The sequence below is a fragment of the Streptococcus sp. HF-2466 genome (assembly GCF_015594645.1).
Taxonomy (GTDB): Bacteria; Bacillota; Bacilli; order Lactobacillales; family Streptococcaceae; genus Streptococcus; species Streptococcus anginosus.
The window spans coordinates 31929-46903 of sequence record NZ_JADNQU010000011.1 but is presented as its reverse complement, the minus strand read 5'-3'; the positions used below and the strand labels follow the sequence as shown (position 1 = coordinate 46903).

Sequence of the window (14975 nt, the reverse complement as noted above, 5' to 3'; positions counted from 1 at the left end):
TTTTGTAGGGAGATTTTTCTATTTGGAGAGAGTGTCCTTTCTCTTGCTTAATATTGTATGCGTTTTCCTGTAAACTAGTTGTGAAAAAAGGAGGGCGGTCATGTTTCAATTGTTGGTATTTGATAGGGACGATGTCATTGTGGATACAGAAAATCTTATACTTCTCTTTTCCCTAAAATATCATAATAGACTGATAAGTTTTGAATCTGTAAATTTGATACTAAAATAATGAAAAGTTGATGTTAAAGCATTATGAGTGTTATAATATAATTGTGTAAACGGTTTCTAAAATGGATGATATTTATAAAAATAAGGAGGAAATATAATGTCAGTATTTTATGTTCCATCAGTTAATCTTATTGGTTGTGGTGTGATTAATGAAATAGGTGGTCATATCAAAGAGTTGGGGTATAAGAAAGCTCTCTTGGTGACAGACCATTATATTGCAAGTAGTGACATTTTACCTAAGGTAACTGCACCACTTGATAAGGAAGGCATTGAGTATGTCGTTTTTAGTGATGTTGAGCCAAATCCAACTGTTAAAAATGTTGAAGATGGTTTAGCTGTTTTGCGAGATAATAATTGTGATTTTATTATTTCACTTGGTGGTGGTTCGCCGCAAGATGCTGCAAGTAGTATTTCAATTCTTGCAACGAATGGTGGGCGTCCGCAAGATTACGAAGGTGTTCACAAATCAAAGGAAAAAGGCTTGCCGGTTGTAGCAATCAATACGACAGCAGGAACATCAGCTGAAATCACGATTAACTATGTTATTACTGATGAAGAGCGTAAAGTGAAAATGGTTATGGTTGATAAGAATAGCCTTGCGCTCCTGTCAGTAAATGATCCGGAATTGATGATTTCAAAACCAAAAGCTTTGACAGCTGCCACGGGTATGGATGCCCTTACACATGCGGTTGAAGCTTTGGTAACACCAGGTGCGTACAATGTGACGAAAAAATTATCTATTGGTGCCATTGAGTTAATTAAAGAATTTTTACCACGTGCTGTTGAAAATGGCCATGACATTGAAGCACGCGAAGCGATGGTTAATGCGATTTTCCTAGGTGGTATGGCCTTTAATAATGCTGGGCTAGGTTATGTACATTCTATGGCTCATCAACTTGGAGCAGTTTACAATCTTCCTCACGGTGTTTGTTGTGCCATGCTTTTACCGATTGTAGAGCGTGAAAATGCAAAACGTGTGCCAGAAGCATTCCGAAATGTTGCAAAAGCTCTTGGTCTCCATACGGAAGGCAAAAGTGATAAAGAATGCGCTGATTATGCCATTTCTGAAATTGAAAAATTATCAGCAACTGTGGGTATTCCGAAAAAATTGACAGAACTGGACATTAAAGAAGAGGAATTTGATTTTGAATACCTTTCTAAAAATGCACTCGTTGATGCTTGTGCACCAGGAAATCCATTTATGCCGACGCTAGAAGAAACGATTGCTCTTTACAAAGAATTGTTTTAAGCACTGATTTGTCATAAAAATAAGCTACCGATGAAATTTTCGGTAGCTTATTTACGTTTTCAATTTTTATGCTTGCCCAATATGTCCCCTACCTCTGGTTCGTTCGTAAAATAAAATTGGCAAATATTGACTGATAATCTTTTGTGAGAAGTCGCGTGGCATAAAATATTATAAAACACTTCAACGGACTTTTTAAAAAGAAATTTAGACGGACGCCAGGACAATATCGCAAAGAACACCAGCACTGAGAAACTTTTAAACTTTTATTCAAAAGCGACTCTGGCTGATACTCCTGAAAAAAGTGTTCCCCCTTGCTAATTCTATTATAAGGTCTCCATTCTGGAAAATTCTTGGGGGAAAGCTTGTGACGATATGGTAGATAGCACTCGCAGAGATGTAGTCTTTTTGCATGCCTCAGAGGCAATTTGATATGATTATAATATCATGTCAATATAATTTATTCTCTGAAACTACTTTCAAGATTTAAGAGAAAAGTAATTGTTATTAGAAATTAGAACCAAAATCTCAGATATTGTTGAAAGCGCTTCGAAAAATGGTTATAATAACACCGTGAGATTGAAAGCGCTTTAAAAACTGATCTACAATAGCAAAGGAGAAAGCTGTCTATGGCACAAATGACAAAAGACGAGCTGATTGCCAAAATAAAAGATGGCATCATTGTTTCCTGTCAAGCCTTGCCACACGAACCGCTATATACTGAAGCAGGTGGAGTTATTCCCCTTTTGGTAAAAGCGGCTGAACAAGGAGGAGCTGTTGGCATTCGAGCTAATAGTGTTCGGGATATTAAGGAAATTAAAGAGGTTACTTCGCTGCCAATCATCGGCATTATCAAGCGAGATTATCCACCTCAAGAGCCATTTATTACCGCAACGATGCGAGAAATTGATGAACTAGCAGCTCTGGATATTGAAGTAATTGCTTTTGATTGTACAAAGCGGGAGCGTTTTGATGGTTTAAAGATTGCGGATTTCATCAAGCAAGTGAAGGAGAAATATCCTCATCAATTGTTCATGGCAGATGTGAGTACCTTTGAAGAGGGAGCTGCTGCGGTAGAAGCGGGTGTGGACTTTGTAGGGACAACTTTGTCGGGCTACACTTCTTATAGTTTGCAATGTGAGGGGCCGGATTTTGATCTGATAAAAAATTTATGTGATGCAGGTTTGGATGTTATCGCGGAAGGAAAAATTCATTATCCAAGTGAAGCTAAAACGATTCATGACTTAGGTGTTAGAGGAATTGTAGTAGGTGGTGCCATTACGCGTCCAAAAGAAATTACAGAGCGTTTTGTTGCAGCAGTAAGTGAAAAGTAGGAACAATTTTATCCTAAAAAGGATGACAATAAAAGGAGAAACAATATGAGGATGAAGAAAATACTTTGTTCGTTAGTTGCAGGAGCTGCAATTTTATCTTTGGCAGCATGTGGAAATTCAGGTGGTTCAAACAAGTCGGCTGATTCAGGTAATTCTTCTGGTAAGACAGAGATTACTTGGTGGGCTTTCCCAGTCTTCACGCAAGAAAAAGCAAACGATGGTGTTGGAACTTATGAAAAAGAAATTATCAAAGCATTTGAAAAAGCCAATCCAGATATTAAAGTGAAACTAGAAACAATTGATTTCAAATCTGGTCCAGAAAAAATCACAACGGCGATTGAAGCAGGAACAGCACCAGATGTCCTCTTTGACGCACCGGGTCGGATCATTCAATATGGTAAAAATGGTAAATTGGCAGAATTGAACGATCTCTTTACAAATGATTTTGTCAAAGATGTCAATAACAATCAAATCATTCAAGCCAGCAAAGCTGGTGACAAAGCTTATATGTATCCAATTAGCTCTGCGCCATTTTACATGGCATTGAACAAGAAAATGCTGAAAGAAGCTGGTGTGTTAGACCTTGTTAAAGAGGGTTGGACAACTGCTGACTTTGAAAAAGTATTAAAAGCATTGAAAGCTAAAGGGTATACTCCTGGCTCACTCTTCAGTAATGGTCAAGGTGGTGACCAAGGTACACGTGCTTTCATTTCAAATCTTTATGGTGGTTCTGTAACAGATGATAAGGTGACAAAATATACAACGGACAGTCCAAACTTTGTCAAAGGTTTGAACAAAGCAGTGAGCTGGATTAAAGATGGTTTGATGACAAACGGCTCTCAATTCGATGGTGGAGCAGATATTCAAAACTTTGCGAATGGGCAAACTTCTTATACTGTTCTTTGGGCACCTGCGCAAAAAGGCATCCAAGCTAAACTCTTGAAAGCCAGTGGCGTCGAAGTTGTGGAAGTGCCATTCCCATCAGATAACGGAAAACCTGCTTTGGAATACCTTGTAAATGGTTTTGGTATCTTTAACAATAAAGATAAAAAGAAAGTAGAAGCTGCTAAAAAGTTTGTCAAATTTATTGCGGATGATAAAAAGTGGGGGCCAAAAAATGTTGTTCGTACAGGTGCCTTCCCAGTCCGTTCCTCATTTGGAAAATTGTATAATGACAAACGGATGGAAACAATCAGCACTTGGACAAAATATTATTCACCATATTACAATACGATTGATGGATTTGCAGAAATGAGAACACTCTGGTTCCCAATGTTGCAATCTGTTTCAAATGGCGATGAAAAAGTTGAATCTGCTTTGAAGACCTTTACAGAAAAAGCAAATGAAACCATTAAAAAAAGTAAAAAATAAATAATGTAACGATTTCCCTTTTTCTGTTGTTGGTTTCATAAAATAGGAAAAGGGAATTTTTTATCAAAAAGAGGAGGTCAGTATCTCCTCTAGCTAAATGAGGTGTTGAATGTGAAAGTGAATAAAATAAGAATGAGAGAAACGGTGATTTCCTATGCTTTTTTGGCACCAGTTCTATTATTCTTTATTGTCTTTGTATTGGCACCGATGGTGATGGGATTTGTAACGAGTTTCTTTAATTATTCTATGACATCCTTTTCATTCGTTGGATTGGACAATTACTCACGAATGTTTAAAGATCCAGTCTTTATTAAATCTCTCATTAATACGGTGATTATCGTTATTGGTTCGGTACCAATTGTTGTGTTGTTCTCTTTGTTTGTGGCTTCTCAAACCTATAGTCAGAATGCGATTGCACGGTCATTTTATCGGTTTGTCTTCTTCCTGCCAGTGGTGACAGGGAGTGTAGCTGTAACGGTTGTATGGAAATGGATTTACGACCCACTGTCAGGGATTTTGAATTTCGTCCTGAAGTCGGGTCATGTCATCAATCAGAATATTTCTTGGCTGGGTGATAAGCATTGGGCGTTGATGGCGATTATTGTGATTTTGCTGACAACTTCTGTCGGGCAGCCTATTATTCTCTATATTGCTGCTATGGGAAATATTGACAATTCATTGGTGGAAGCTGCGCGTGTTGATGGAGCGACAGAGCTGCAAGTTTTCTGGAAGATTAAATGGCCAAGTCTTTTGCCAACAACTCTGTATATTGCGATCATTACAACAATCAATTCCTTCCAATGTTTTGCCTTGATTCAGCTGTTGACATCCGGAGGGCCAAACTATTCAACCAGTACATTGATGTATTACCTGTATGAAAAAGCCTTCAAGTTATCTGAATATGGTTATGCTAATACCATGGGAGTATTTTTAGCTGTCATGATTGCTTTGATTAGCTTTGCCCAATTCAAGATTCTTGGAAATGACGTCGAATATTAAAGAAAGGAGAGACAAGATGAAACAGAAAAAAATGAGTGCCTTTACGGTAATGTCAACGATTATTCTCTTGGTGTTGACCGTTCTCTTTGTTTTTCCTTTCTATTGGATTTTAACAGGGGCTTTCAAATCGCAGCCAGATACGATCGTCATTCCACCTCAATGGTGGCCTAAGATGCCAACATTAGAAAATTTCCAACAGCTGATGGTGCAAAACCCGGCCCTGCAATGGATGTGGAATAGTGTGTTTATCTCGCTAGCGACCATGTTTTTGGTCTGCATTACTTCTGCCTTAGCGGGTTATGTTCTGGCTAAAAAACGTTTCTATGGGCAGCGGATTCTTTTTGCAACTTTTATCGCTGCTATGGCTCTGCCTAAACAAGTAGTACTGGTTCCTTTGGTCCGTATTGTCAACTTTATGGGAATTCATGATACACTAGCTGCAGTTATTTTGCCTCTTGTCGGTTGGCCTTTTGGGGTTTTCCTCATGAAGCAATTTAGTGAAAATATCCCAACGGAATTGTTGGAATCTGCTAAGATTGATGGCTGTGGTGAAATTCGGACTTTTTGGAATGTAGCTTTTCCAATTGTAAAACCAGGTTTTGCTGCCCTTGCCATTTTTACCTTTATCAACACATGGAATGATTACTTTATGCAATTGGTCATGCTGACATCGCGGCAGAATCTAACGATTTCACTTGGAGTGGCAACGATGCAAGCTGAAATGGCAACGAATTATGGTTTGATTATGGCTGGTGCTGCGATGGCAGCTGTTCCGATTGTAACCGTCTTTCTTGTCTTCCAAAAATCCTTCACACAAGGTATTACCATGGGAGCTGTGAAAGGATAAGGAGGGAAAACGAATGATTTTCGATGAATTGGAAAATCTCGCCCATTACAAAGGTATCCATAATCATTTAGATTGTGCCATTGATTATCTCCTAACTCACGATTTAAGTAATTATGAGTTAGGACGGTATGAGATTAATGGAGACAAAGTTTTCTTCTTTGTGCAGGAAAATGAGCTTAATCAAGAAGAGAATGATGGCTTTGAATTTCATCATCGTTATTTGGATTTGCATTTTCTCTTGGAAGGGCGAGAAATAATCCAGTATGGCTATGAGCAAACGGAACTTCGCAGGGTTTATGATGCAGAGAAAGATATTGGTTTTAACACTTGCAACCAAGTCTATCCGCTAGTTTTGGATCATCGGAATTTTGTGGCGTTTTTACCAGAAGAAGCTCATCACCCAAATGGTTTTGCTGGCAAGGGGTTGACGGTCAAGAAATGCGTGGTAAAAGTGCTATTTGACTAACTAGAAAAATAAAGGAGATTGAGCATGGAGAACAAAAGCTCTCAGTTAGTGAAATCTATTTTTAATACGGATAATTTATTCATGAGAATTTGTGAAAAAATTCTTGATTTAGTGACAGTCAATCTTCTTTTTCTGCTGTCTTGTTTACCACTTGTTACGATTGGTATTGCCAAAATTAGCTTGTATGAAACTTTGTTTGAAATCAAGGGTGCGCGTCGCGTAAAAGTCACAGCGATGTACATGCAAGCATTTAGAAAAAATTGGAAAGTCGGTTTAAAACTTGGTTTGCTAGAACTGCTACTTGTAGGAATCAGTCTATTTGACCTCGTGCTTTTTTGGAGGCAGGAAACAATGCTGTTTCAAATGCTAAAAGCAACTTGTATCGGTGTCATCATTTTTACTAGTTTGCTGTTTTTATGCATCTATCCTTTGGCAGCTAAGTTTGAAATGACGGTAAAAGATCTATTACAAACGGGACTGATCATGGTGAGTTTGCATTTCCCGTGGTTCTTTTTGATGATAGCCTTATTAGCTGTAATTGTCTTTTTCCTCTCTAGTTCAGGATTTGTATTGCTACTGGGCTTTACTCTTTTTGTATTAGTTGGCTTTGCAGCCTTAGGATTTTTGCAATTGCCTATTATGGAAACTATTTTTAATAAGTATAAACGATAAAACCAATTAACTTGGAGAATAAACTATGAAAGATTTAAAACAATACGAAGGGGTCATTCCGGCCTTTTATGCCTGCTATGATAACCAAGGTGAGATTAGTCCGGAGCGTGTGCGGGCGTTAGTAGAATATTTCCTCAAAAAAGGAGTTCAGGGCTTGTATGTTAATGGCTCGTCTGGGGAGTGTATCTACCAAAGCGTTGCCGATAGGAAATTGATTTTGGAAGAAGTCATGGCGGTGGCAAAAGGGAAATTAACGATTATTGCCCATGTCGCTTGCAACAATACCAAGGATAGTGTGGAGTTGGCGCGCCATGCAGAGAGTTTGGGAGTGGATGCTATTGCGGCTATTCCGCCGATTTACTTCCGCTTGCCAGAATACTCGGTTGCCCAATATTGGAACGACATTAGCGCAGCTGCGCCGCAGACAGATTTTGTGATTTACAATATTCCACAGTTAGCAGGTGTAGCTCTGACGCCGAGTCTCTATACAGAAATGCTCAAAAATGAACGCGTGATTGGTGTGAAGAACTCTTCTATGCCTGTCCAAGACATTCAAACCTTTGCAGCACTTGGTGGGAAAGACCACCTCGTCTTTAATGGTCCAGATGAGCAATTCTTAGGCGGCCGCCTGATGGGAGCAAGAGCAGGTATCGGCGGAACGTATGGCGCAATGCCAGAACTTTTCTTGAAGCTCAATCAATTGATTGCTGACAAAGAATTGGAAAAAGCAAAAGAACTGCAATTTACCATTAATGCTATCATCGGGAAATTAACAGCTGCTCATGGGAATATGTATTCCGTCATCAAGGAAGTCTTGAAAATCAATGAAAATCTGAATATCGGCTCTGTCCGTTCTCCATTAACACCAATTACAGACGCGGATCGTCCGATTGTAGAAGAAGCGGCGCGCTTGATTTGTGCAGCTAAGGAAGCATTCCTATAATAGAAAAAGAGGTGGATTATGAGAAAATACATTGCCATTGATATTGGTGGAACAAATATCAAATATGGTCTGATTGATGATACCGACACCTTGTTGGAAGCGCACGAAATCCCAACAGAGGCTCATAAGGGCGGTCCAGAAATTTTGCGCAAGGTAAAGGGAATTGTAGCACGTTATTTAGAACAAATTCCAGTTGCTGGGGTTTGTATCTCCTCGGCTGGAATGGTCGATCCAGATAAAGGAGAAATCTTTTATGCTGGTCCTCAGATTCCGAACTATGCAGGTACTCAGTTCAAGAAAGTGTTGGAAGAAGCATTTTCCATTCCTTGTGAAATTGAAAATGATGTCAATTGTGCTGGTCTGTCGGAAGTCATGTCAGGCAGCGGCAAGGGAGCGAGTATTGCGATTTGTTTGACGATTGGAACAGGGATTGGTGGTTGTTTGCTGGTGGACGGTCAGGTTTTCCACGGTTTTAGTAATTCGGCCTGTGAAGTCGGCTATGTGTATCTGCCAGACGGTGCTTTCCAAGATGTGGCTTCAACGACTGCCTTGGTCAATTATGTAGCAGAGCTTCACGGAGAAGATCCGACTATGTGGAATGGACGCCGCGTTTTCAAAGAAGCAACAGAAGGAAATGCACGTTGTATCCAAGGAATCGACCGCATGGTCAATTATTTGGGGCAAGGGATTGCGAATATTTGCTATGTGGTCAATCCCGAAGTCGTGATCTTAGGTGGCGGCATTATGGGTCAAGAAGCCATTCTCCGTCCTCGAATTGAGGCTGCTATGAAAGCCTGTTTGGTGCCAAGTATTGCTGAAAAAACCAAGCTCGCTTTCGCTCATCATCAAAATGCTGCGGGGATGTTTGGAGCTTATTATCACTTTAAAAATAAACATCATTAACGAAAAGCCTTCTATAATGAAAACGAGCAAATCCTTAGTGAGGAGATGCTCATTTTTGTTTGGTGCCTTATTTGTGTCGTCTGTAATAGCCATTTAATTTTTGATTTTCCCAAAAACTGTTGAAGATTTTTTCTTTTCTTTCTCGGTCAATTTCTAGGAAAAAGGCATAAAGGAGGTCGATCATAAGTAGCATAGGAAATTGTGCTGAGATGCGTAAGATATACTCCGGCTTGTTTTGAGTAGCAACGGTGATGATTTCAGTAAAGTTTTCTTTGACTTTGTTGGGGTGTCCTGTTACTAACACCGTTTTAGCGCCCATTGCTTGAGCGTCGATGAGACTGTTGATGATAGATTGCGTTCCTCCGGACAAAGAAAATCCAATAACCAAGCAATTTTCATCTAGGATACTGGTTGTCCAAGCAAAGCCGTCTTGATCTGTCAACGCTTCGCAGACAACACCAAGCCGCATGAAGCGCAGTTTCATATCGCGTGCGACAAGACCAGAGCTTCCAGTTCCAAAGAAATAGACGCGGTCAGCTGCTTCGATAAGATTGGCAACGCGTAGCAATTTGTCTTCATCAACCAATTCCTCAGTTTGTTGACGGATTTGAGCATAGTTTCGCAGCACTCTACGAGATAAGTCATTTTGCAAATGTTCAGTTTGCTCTGATTTGTCTTGCAACTGGTGAATATATTGAAAATTAAACTCTCTGTAGCCTTTAAATCCGCATTTCTTCGCAAAGCGTGTCAAGGCTGCTTGAGAAATGTAGAGAGTTTGCGCAACTTTTTGAGAAGAGAGATCGTCATAGATACTAGAAGGGCTCAAAAAGTAGTTGGCAATCCGCTTTTCTAAGTCAGTCATGCTATCAAAATGGCTTTCAATCCTCGCCATGATATGCTGCGTATTTTCCATAGATGTACTCTCTTTACTTGTAATGATATAGAACAAATGTTTTGAAAAACCTATTTGTATTATAACATAGTTTTACAAAATAGGACGCTAGGTAGCTTGATAAATAGCATAGGGTGAAATGATTTCAATTAAGCGAAGAAAACCAATAAAACTTTGTGACGAATGGTTTGAAAATGTGTTATAATTTACACAAGTAAACGTTACAGCCATTGTATGATACAAAGGAGGTGCAAGACATGACGAACGCTACTTTTGAGCAAATGCAGGAAATCGAGCAAGCAGCAGATGAAGTGTTGGCGAGCTATAAAAGTCAAATTCAGGAATTGCGAGAGCAAGCTAGCAGCAATCTGAAACAGCTAGAGAAAGTCTATGATGAAGAAAAGCAACAATTGCTTGTTGAGTTAAAAGAACAATCTGAAAAAGAGATTGCCAACTTGACACAAGACTTAGAAAAAACGAGACAAGAGAACGAAGAAAAAGCCCAAGCAGCTTTGTCAAATAAAAAAGAGGTACTGCTGCAAATGATTGTGGACAGGGTGGTAGAAAAATATGGCCATTAGTCACATGCAAGAGTTGTCGTTGCTATTGCCAAAAGATTTGTTGGATGATGTCCTTTCTTATTTGCAAAATCTCCAGTCAGTTGAGATTCAGGATTTGCAGGCAAAAGAGACTTGGCAGGGAGCTTTTGAGCAAGAGTTGGTGTGGAATCCTGATAAGTCTTTCTCGGAACATCTTCAAACTTTGACTCGGCGGCAGGAAAAACTTGCCAATATGATTGAACGTTTGCAGGCGTTTGTGCCCAAGAAAAAATTACTGGAGTCGTTGAAGGAAGTGCCTTTGGAAATAACGTTTGTGGATTTAGAGCAAGCGGGGCAGGCGCGTGATGAAGAAGCTCTTCTTGTCAATATTCAGCAACAATTTCAAGCGTTGGCAAGAGCGCAGGAAGTCAAAGAAAGAGCTCAGTCGGAGATGGCAGAGCTAGAAAAATGGGCGAGTTTAGCCGTTACGCCGTCAGCGCTTAAGCATTTTAAACATCTTCGTGCGTTTGTGGGAAGCATTCCAAGCAGTGAGAACAATCAGCTAAATGCTCGATTGCGGGACTATCCTAATCTGGAAGTCCAAGAGATTTTCACCAGTACCACAGAAAGTGGAATTCTTGTGCTATGTAAAGCAGAAACAGCTAAGGAAATGCAAGCATTCTTGACAGAGCTTGGTTTCAAACCTTTTGAATATGCCTTTGAAGAATTACCAAAAGAGCGTTTGACAGCCTTGCAAGAGACGATAAAAGAGCAAGAAGCACTCATAACTTCAACGCAAGCACAACTAGCGGCATCTAATGAGGAGCTGCAACAGCTCAAGCTTCAATTGGACTATATTTTGAATCTCACCTCTCGCCAAGAGAGCAAGGAAGCCCTTGCCAGCACGCAGAATTTGGTTGCTTTAGAGGGTTGGATGGAGCAGGGGCAGATAGAAGATTTGAAAACGGGTCTCGCGCAGCAATTTGGCGGTGCTGTCTTGCTTCAAATCCATGAACTGACGGAAGCCGATCGACAGCGAGTCCCGACAAAACTTAAAAATAATGCTCTGATTGAGCCCTTTGAGCTGGTGACAGAGATGTATTCGCTGCCGAAGTACGAAGATAAAGATCCAACGCCCGTTGTTTCGGTCTTCTACTTTATCTTTTTTGGCATGATGGCGGCTGATATTGGCTATGGTTTGTTGCTTTTTGGCGGAACGACTTGGGCTTTGAAGACTTTACATGTCAAGCCAAGCCTGGCAAAGAATTTACGCTTTTTTAGAATTTTAGGAATTGGCGTTGCACTTTGGGGAGTGATTTATGGTTCTTTCTTTGGCTTCAAATTGCCTTTTGCGCTCATTGATACCAGCACAGATGTGATCACTATTTTGATTATTTCGGTCGTGATTGGCTTTGTGACAGTCATGACAGGACTTTTCCTCAGTGGTAAAAAGAATATCCGCATGAAGGATTATGCGGCAGCCTATAATTCGGGTTTTGCTTGGATGTTGATTCTCATCGGGTTGGCTTTGCTAGCAGCGGGGCGACTGTTCCCAGATCTTGCTATGGTCGGCTTTATCGGAGAATGGCTGGCTACTGTAAATGCTGTGGGCATTGTACTGGTTTCTATTATCAGCGCTAAAAGTTTGAAAGGCTTGGGTCCTGCACTGTTTAATCTATACAATATCAGTAGCTATGTGGGAGACTTGGTGAGCTTTACGCGACTTATGGCTTTGGGGCTTGCTGGTGCAAGCATTGGCTCAGCTTTTAACTTAATTGTTAGTCTCTTTCCACCTTTTGCTCGCTTCAGTATTGGCATTGTGTTGTTTCTCGCCCTCCACAGTATCAATATGTTTCTCTCCTTTTTATCAGGCTATGTGCACGGAGCGCGTTTGATTTTCGTTGAGTTTTTTGGGAAATTCTATGACGGTGGCGGAAAAGCCTTTAAACCCTTAAAACCAGCAGAGAAATATGTCCGCTACAAAAAATAGAACAGCTAAATTATTTTAGCAACTCAGCTAGAAGTTTTATGTCATTGACAAAATAACCAAATAAATAATGTTTACTATTAGAAATGGAGTTTATTCATGCAAGCTTTTTCATCTTATTTTTCAACTTACGGTGGTGCCTTTTTCGCAGCACTCGGTGTGGTTTTTGCGATTTTCCTCAGCGGTATTGGCTCTGCGCGTAATGTCGGAGCGACCGGTCAGGCTGCGGCAGCCCTGTTAAAAGAGCAACCTGAGAAATTCGTCAGTGCTTTGATTTTGCAACTTTTGCCAGGTACGCAAGGTTTGTATGGTTTTGTTATCGGGATTTTGATTTTCTTTAAAATTCAACCTGAGATGGCTCTTCAAACAGGTCTAGCCCTCTTTTTTGCCGCACTTCCAATCGGAATCGTTGGTTATTATTCTGCTAAATACCAAGGAAATGTAGCAACCGCTGGCATGCAGATTTTGGCAAAGCGACCTGAAGATGTCATGAAAGGGGTTATCCTTGCTGCCATGGTAGAAACTTATGCTATCCTTGCCTTTGTTGTATCTCTTTTGATGGTTTTGAATGTAAAATGAGACAGGTTCAATGTCTTGAAACAAGATTTCATAGAAGGAGGCAGATATGGAATTTGAATCTCATTTGAGGGATTCGGTTTTGGAGCAAGCGCATGAAAATGGGCGGCAGTTATTAGCCGATGCTAAAGAGTCTATTGAGCGTGAAGCTAAAGAGCAAGAAGCACGGTTGAAACAAGAAAAACTGCAACAGCGTGAGCAAGAAATAAAGGCGATCAATCGTCAGGTACAGCGTGAAGTGCAGCAGCTTGAAAATGAAAAACGTCAGTCTACTTTGGCGACTAAGGAAGGGATTTTGAAAGAATTATTTGCGGGGGCTTATGAGCAAATGACGGCTTGGTCGATCGAGCAGGAGCAGGCTTTCTTGGAGCAGGTCTTAAAAAAGTATCCGCAAGAAGAGCTTGTTTTGACAGTTGGCTCACGGACATTGGTTAAATATTCGGCTGGACAATTGGAACGATTATTAGAGCACTATCCGCACGTAAGATTGGCTTCCTCTCCTGTGAATGGAGAAGCAGGTTTTCTCCTTTCGCGAGGCAATATTGACTATAATTACCTCTATCGCAATTTAGTAGATTCTTTGTGGCAGGAGGAGAGTTATCAGCTTGCTCAGACGATTTTCCAAGATGAAGCAGACTAAGGAGGCGTTCTATGAATGAAAAGACCTTCGCTCAAGTGAATACAGAAATTAGCATTCATGAGAGTAGCTTTTTAAGCTTAGCGCAATACGAGCAGTTGTTGCGGACTTTCACTTCTGAAGGTCGGTCAGCAGCTTTGGAAGGAACGGTTTATAATCTGGATTATGAGCAACTAACAGACTTAAATGCGATTGAGAGGTTTCTCATGAAACATTTGTTTGCAGAGTATGCTTGGGCTTTTGAAGTTAGTCCAGAATCTGCTTTGGTGGAGTTTTTTACGCTCAAATATACTTATCACAATCTTAAGGTATTGCTTAAGCACAAGGCGACAGGTTTGAATTTAAAGCATCTGTTGATTTCTGTTGGACCTTATCCTTTAGATATTTTGGAGCATTTGGTTGCAACCTTTTCTGCTGAACATTGTCCTAAATTGATGGCGGATGAAATGGCGGCGACTTGGGCGGAATATCAAGATTATCAAGATGTACGCGTTCTGGAAATTGGAATGGATCTGGCTTATTTCAAGCACTTAAAAAGCTTGGAGTCTGCATTTGAAGATGAGCGGCTCAAGCAACTGGTGCGGTTGACAATTGATTTTTATAATGCAGTAACGGTGCAGCGAGCTATTCGGCACCAAAAACCGCACAGTTTCATGACACAGTTGTTATCAGATGAAGGCTCTTTGACGAGTGTAGAGTGGATTGAGTTGGCTGAAAAAGGCGATCTTGCTGGCTGGTTTTCCAAAGTTAATCCATTGGAATTTGACGCAGAACTGAGCACTTATGAAGAAAAAATGCGTTCGGGTAAGTTGACAAATCTTGAACTGGAATATTTGGCAGACTTGGTTCAGTTTAAACTCTTAGAGCAAGGACGATTTGAAACAAGTGGTCCGCTTCTGCTGGTTCGTTATTTATTTGGAAAAGAGTTGGAAGTGAAGAATCTTCGACTTATTTTGACTGGTTTGACGAACCAGCTTCCAGTAGAGATCATCAAAGAAAGGATGAGACCGATTTATGGCCAGTAAAACTTATAAAATTGGTGTGGTGGGGAATCGCGATGCCATTCTGCCTTTTCGCCTGATTGGTTTTCAGACTTTTCCAGTCACCGAAGCGACCGATGTGGTGAATACTTTACGACGACTGAGCCGAGAAGATTTTGCTATTATTTATTTGACAGAAGACATGGCTGCTGAAATCCCTGAAACGCTGGCTTACTATGATAAGCAAGTGTTGCCAGCGATTATCTTAATCCCGACTCATAAAGGAGTAACAGGATTAGGACAGAGACGTATTCGTAAGAACGTAGAAAAAGCAGTTGGACAGGATATATTGTGA

At 40.4% G+C, this 14975-nt stretch carries 16 protein-coding genes; 15 read left to right on the top strand and 1 reads right to left on the bottom strand.

Features of this window, described 5'->3' with window-relative positions:
- The first annotated feature begins 325 nt into the window (after positions 1-325).
- From IYQ91_RS08435 to IYQ91_RS08395, 9 genes are all read left to right on the top strand, one after another.
- Positions 326-1477, top strand: coding sequence for an iron-containing alcohol dehydrogenase (locus tag IYQ91_RS08435; protein WP_195673524.1), 1152 nt, complete (start codon positions 326-328; stop codon positions 1475-1477).
- Positions 1478-2103: 626 nt separating this feature from the next.
- A complete protein-coding gene (locus IYQ91_RS08430; RefSeq protein WP_195673525.1) occupies positions 2104-2808 on the top strand; it encodes an N-acetylmannosamine-6-phosphate 2-epimerase in 705 nt (234 codons plus the stop codon).
- A gap of 45 nt (positions 2809-2853) precedes the next feature.
- Positions 2854-4179: an ABC transporter substrate-binding protein gene (locus IYQ91_RS08425; protein WP_037596356.1), complete on the top strand. Its 1326-nt coding sequence runs from the start codon at positions 2854-2856 to the stop codon at positions 4177-4179.
- A 111-nt stretch (positions 4180-4290) separates the two neighbouring features.
- Positions 4291-5178 (top strand): carbohydrate ABC transporter permease, encoded by an 888-nt coding sequence (locus tag IYQ91_RS08420; RefSeq protein WP_003074939.1) that lies wholly within the window; start codon positions 4291-4293, stop codon positions 5176-5178.
- Positions 5179-5194: 16 nt separating this feature from the next.
- Positions 5195-6025, top strand: coding sequence for a carbohydrate ABC transporter permease (locus IYQ91_RS08415; RefSeq protein ID WP_003071171.1), 831 nt, complete (start codon positions 5195-5197; stop codon positions 6023-6025).
- Between the two features lie 13 nt (positions 6026-6038).
- Positions 6039-6491, top strand: a complete 453-nt coding sequence (locus tag IYQ91_RS08410; protein ID WP_195673526.1) for a YhcH/YjgK/YiaL family protein — start codon at positions 6039-6041, stop codon at positions 6489-6491.
- Between the two features lie 24 nt (positions 6492-6515).
- Positions 6516-7163, top strand: a complete 648-nt coding sequence (locus tag IYQ91_RS08405; protein WP_048800195.1) for a DUF624 domain-containing protein — start codon at positions 6516-6518, stop codon at positions 7161-7163.
- Positions 7164-7188: 25 nt separating this feature from the next.
- Complete coding sequence (locus IYQ91_RS08400; RefSeq protein ID WP_195673527.1) at positions 7189-8106, top strand: dihydrodipicolinate synthase family protein; 918 nt, start codon at positions 7189-7191, stop codon at positions 8104-8106.
- Positions 8107-8124: 18 nt separating this feature from the next.
- On the top strand, positions 8125-9009 hold the full coding sequence (locus tag IYQ91_RS08395; RefSeq protein ID WP_195673528.1) for an ROK family protein: 885 nt from the start codon (positions 8125-8127) through the stop codon (positions 9007-9009).
- 67 nt (positions 9010-9076) lie between these two features.
- Here the strand turns inward: IYQ91_RS08395 and IYQ91_RS08390 are convergent, their stop codons facing one another.
- Positions 9077-9922, bottom strand: a complete 846-nt coding sequence (locus IYQ91_RS08390) for a MurR/RpiR family transcriptional regulator (RefSeq protein WP_126466380.1) — start codon at positions 9920-9922, stop codon at positions 9077-9079.
- A 236-nt stretch (positions 9923-10158) separates the two neighbouring features.
- Between IYQ91_RS08390 and IYQ91_RS08385 the strand changes: the two genes are divergently transcribed.
- From IYQ91_RS08385 to IYQ91_RS08360, 6 genes are all read left to right on the top strand, one after another.
- Positions 10159-10482, top strand: coding sequence for a hypothetical protein (locus tag IYQ91_RS08385; RefSeq protein ID WP_003032005.1), 324 nt, complete (start codon positions 10159-10161; stop codon positions 10480-10482).
- A complete protein-coding gene (locus tag IYQ91_RS08380) occupies positions 10472-12430 on the top strand; it encodes a V-type ATP synthase subunit I (protein WP_195673529.1) in 1959 nt (652 codons plus the stop codon). The genes IYQ91_RS08385 and IYQ91_RS08380 overlap by 11 nt, the downstream gene beginning before the upstream one ends.
- 96 nt (positions 12431-12526) lie before the next feature.
- Entirely contained in the window at positions 12527-13006 is a 480-nt protein-coding gene (locus IYQ91_RS08375; protein WP_003032013.1) for a V-type ATP synthase subunit K, read from the top strand.
- 46 nt (positions 13007-13052) lie between these two features.
- Entirely contained in the window at positions 13053-13643 is a 591-nt protein-coding gene (locus IYQ91_RS08370; protein ID WP_195673530.1) for a hypothetical protein, read from the top strand.
- Between the two features lie 11 nt (positions 13644-13654).
- A complete protein-coding gene (locus IYQ91_RS08365; protein ID WP_195673531.1) occupies positions 13655-14665 on the top strand; it encodes a V-type ATPase subunit in 1011 nt (336 codons plus the stop codon).
- Positions 14655-14975 carry a V-type ATP synthase subunit F gene (locus tag IYQ91_RS08360; protein WP_003028571.1) on the top strand — a complete coding sequence of 107 codons (321 nt, stop codon included), beginning with the start codon at positions 14655-14657 and terminating at the stop codon, positions 14973-14975. The genes IYQ91_RS08365 and IYQ91_RS08360 overlap by 11 nt, the downstream gene beginning before the upstream one ends.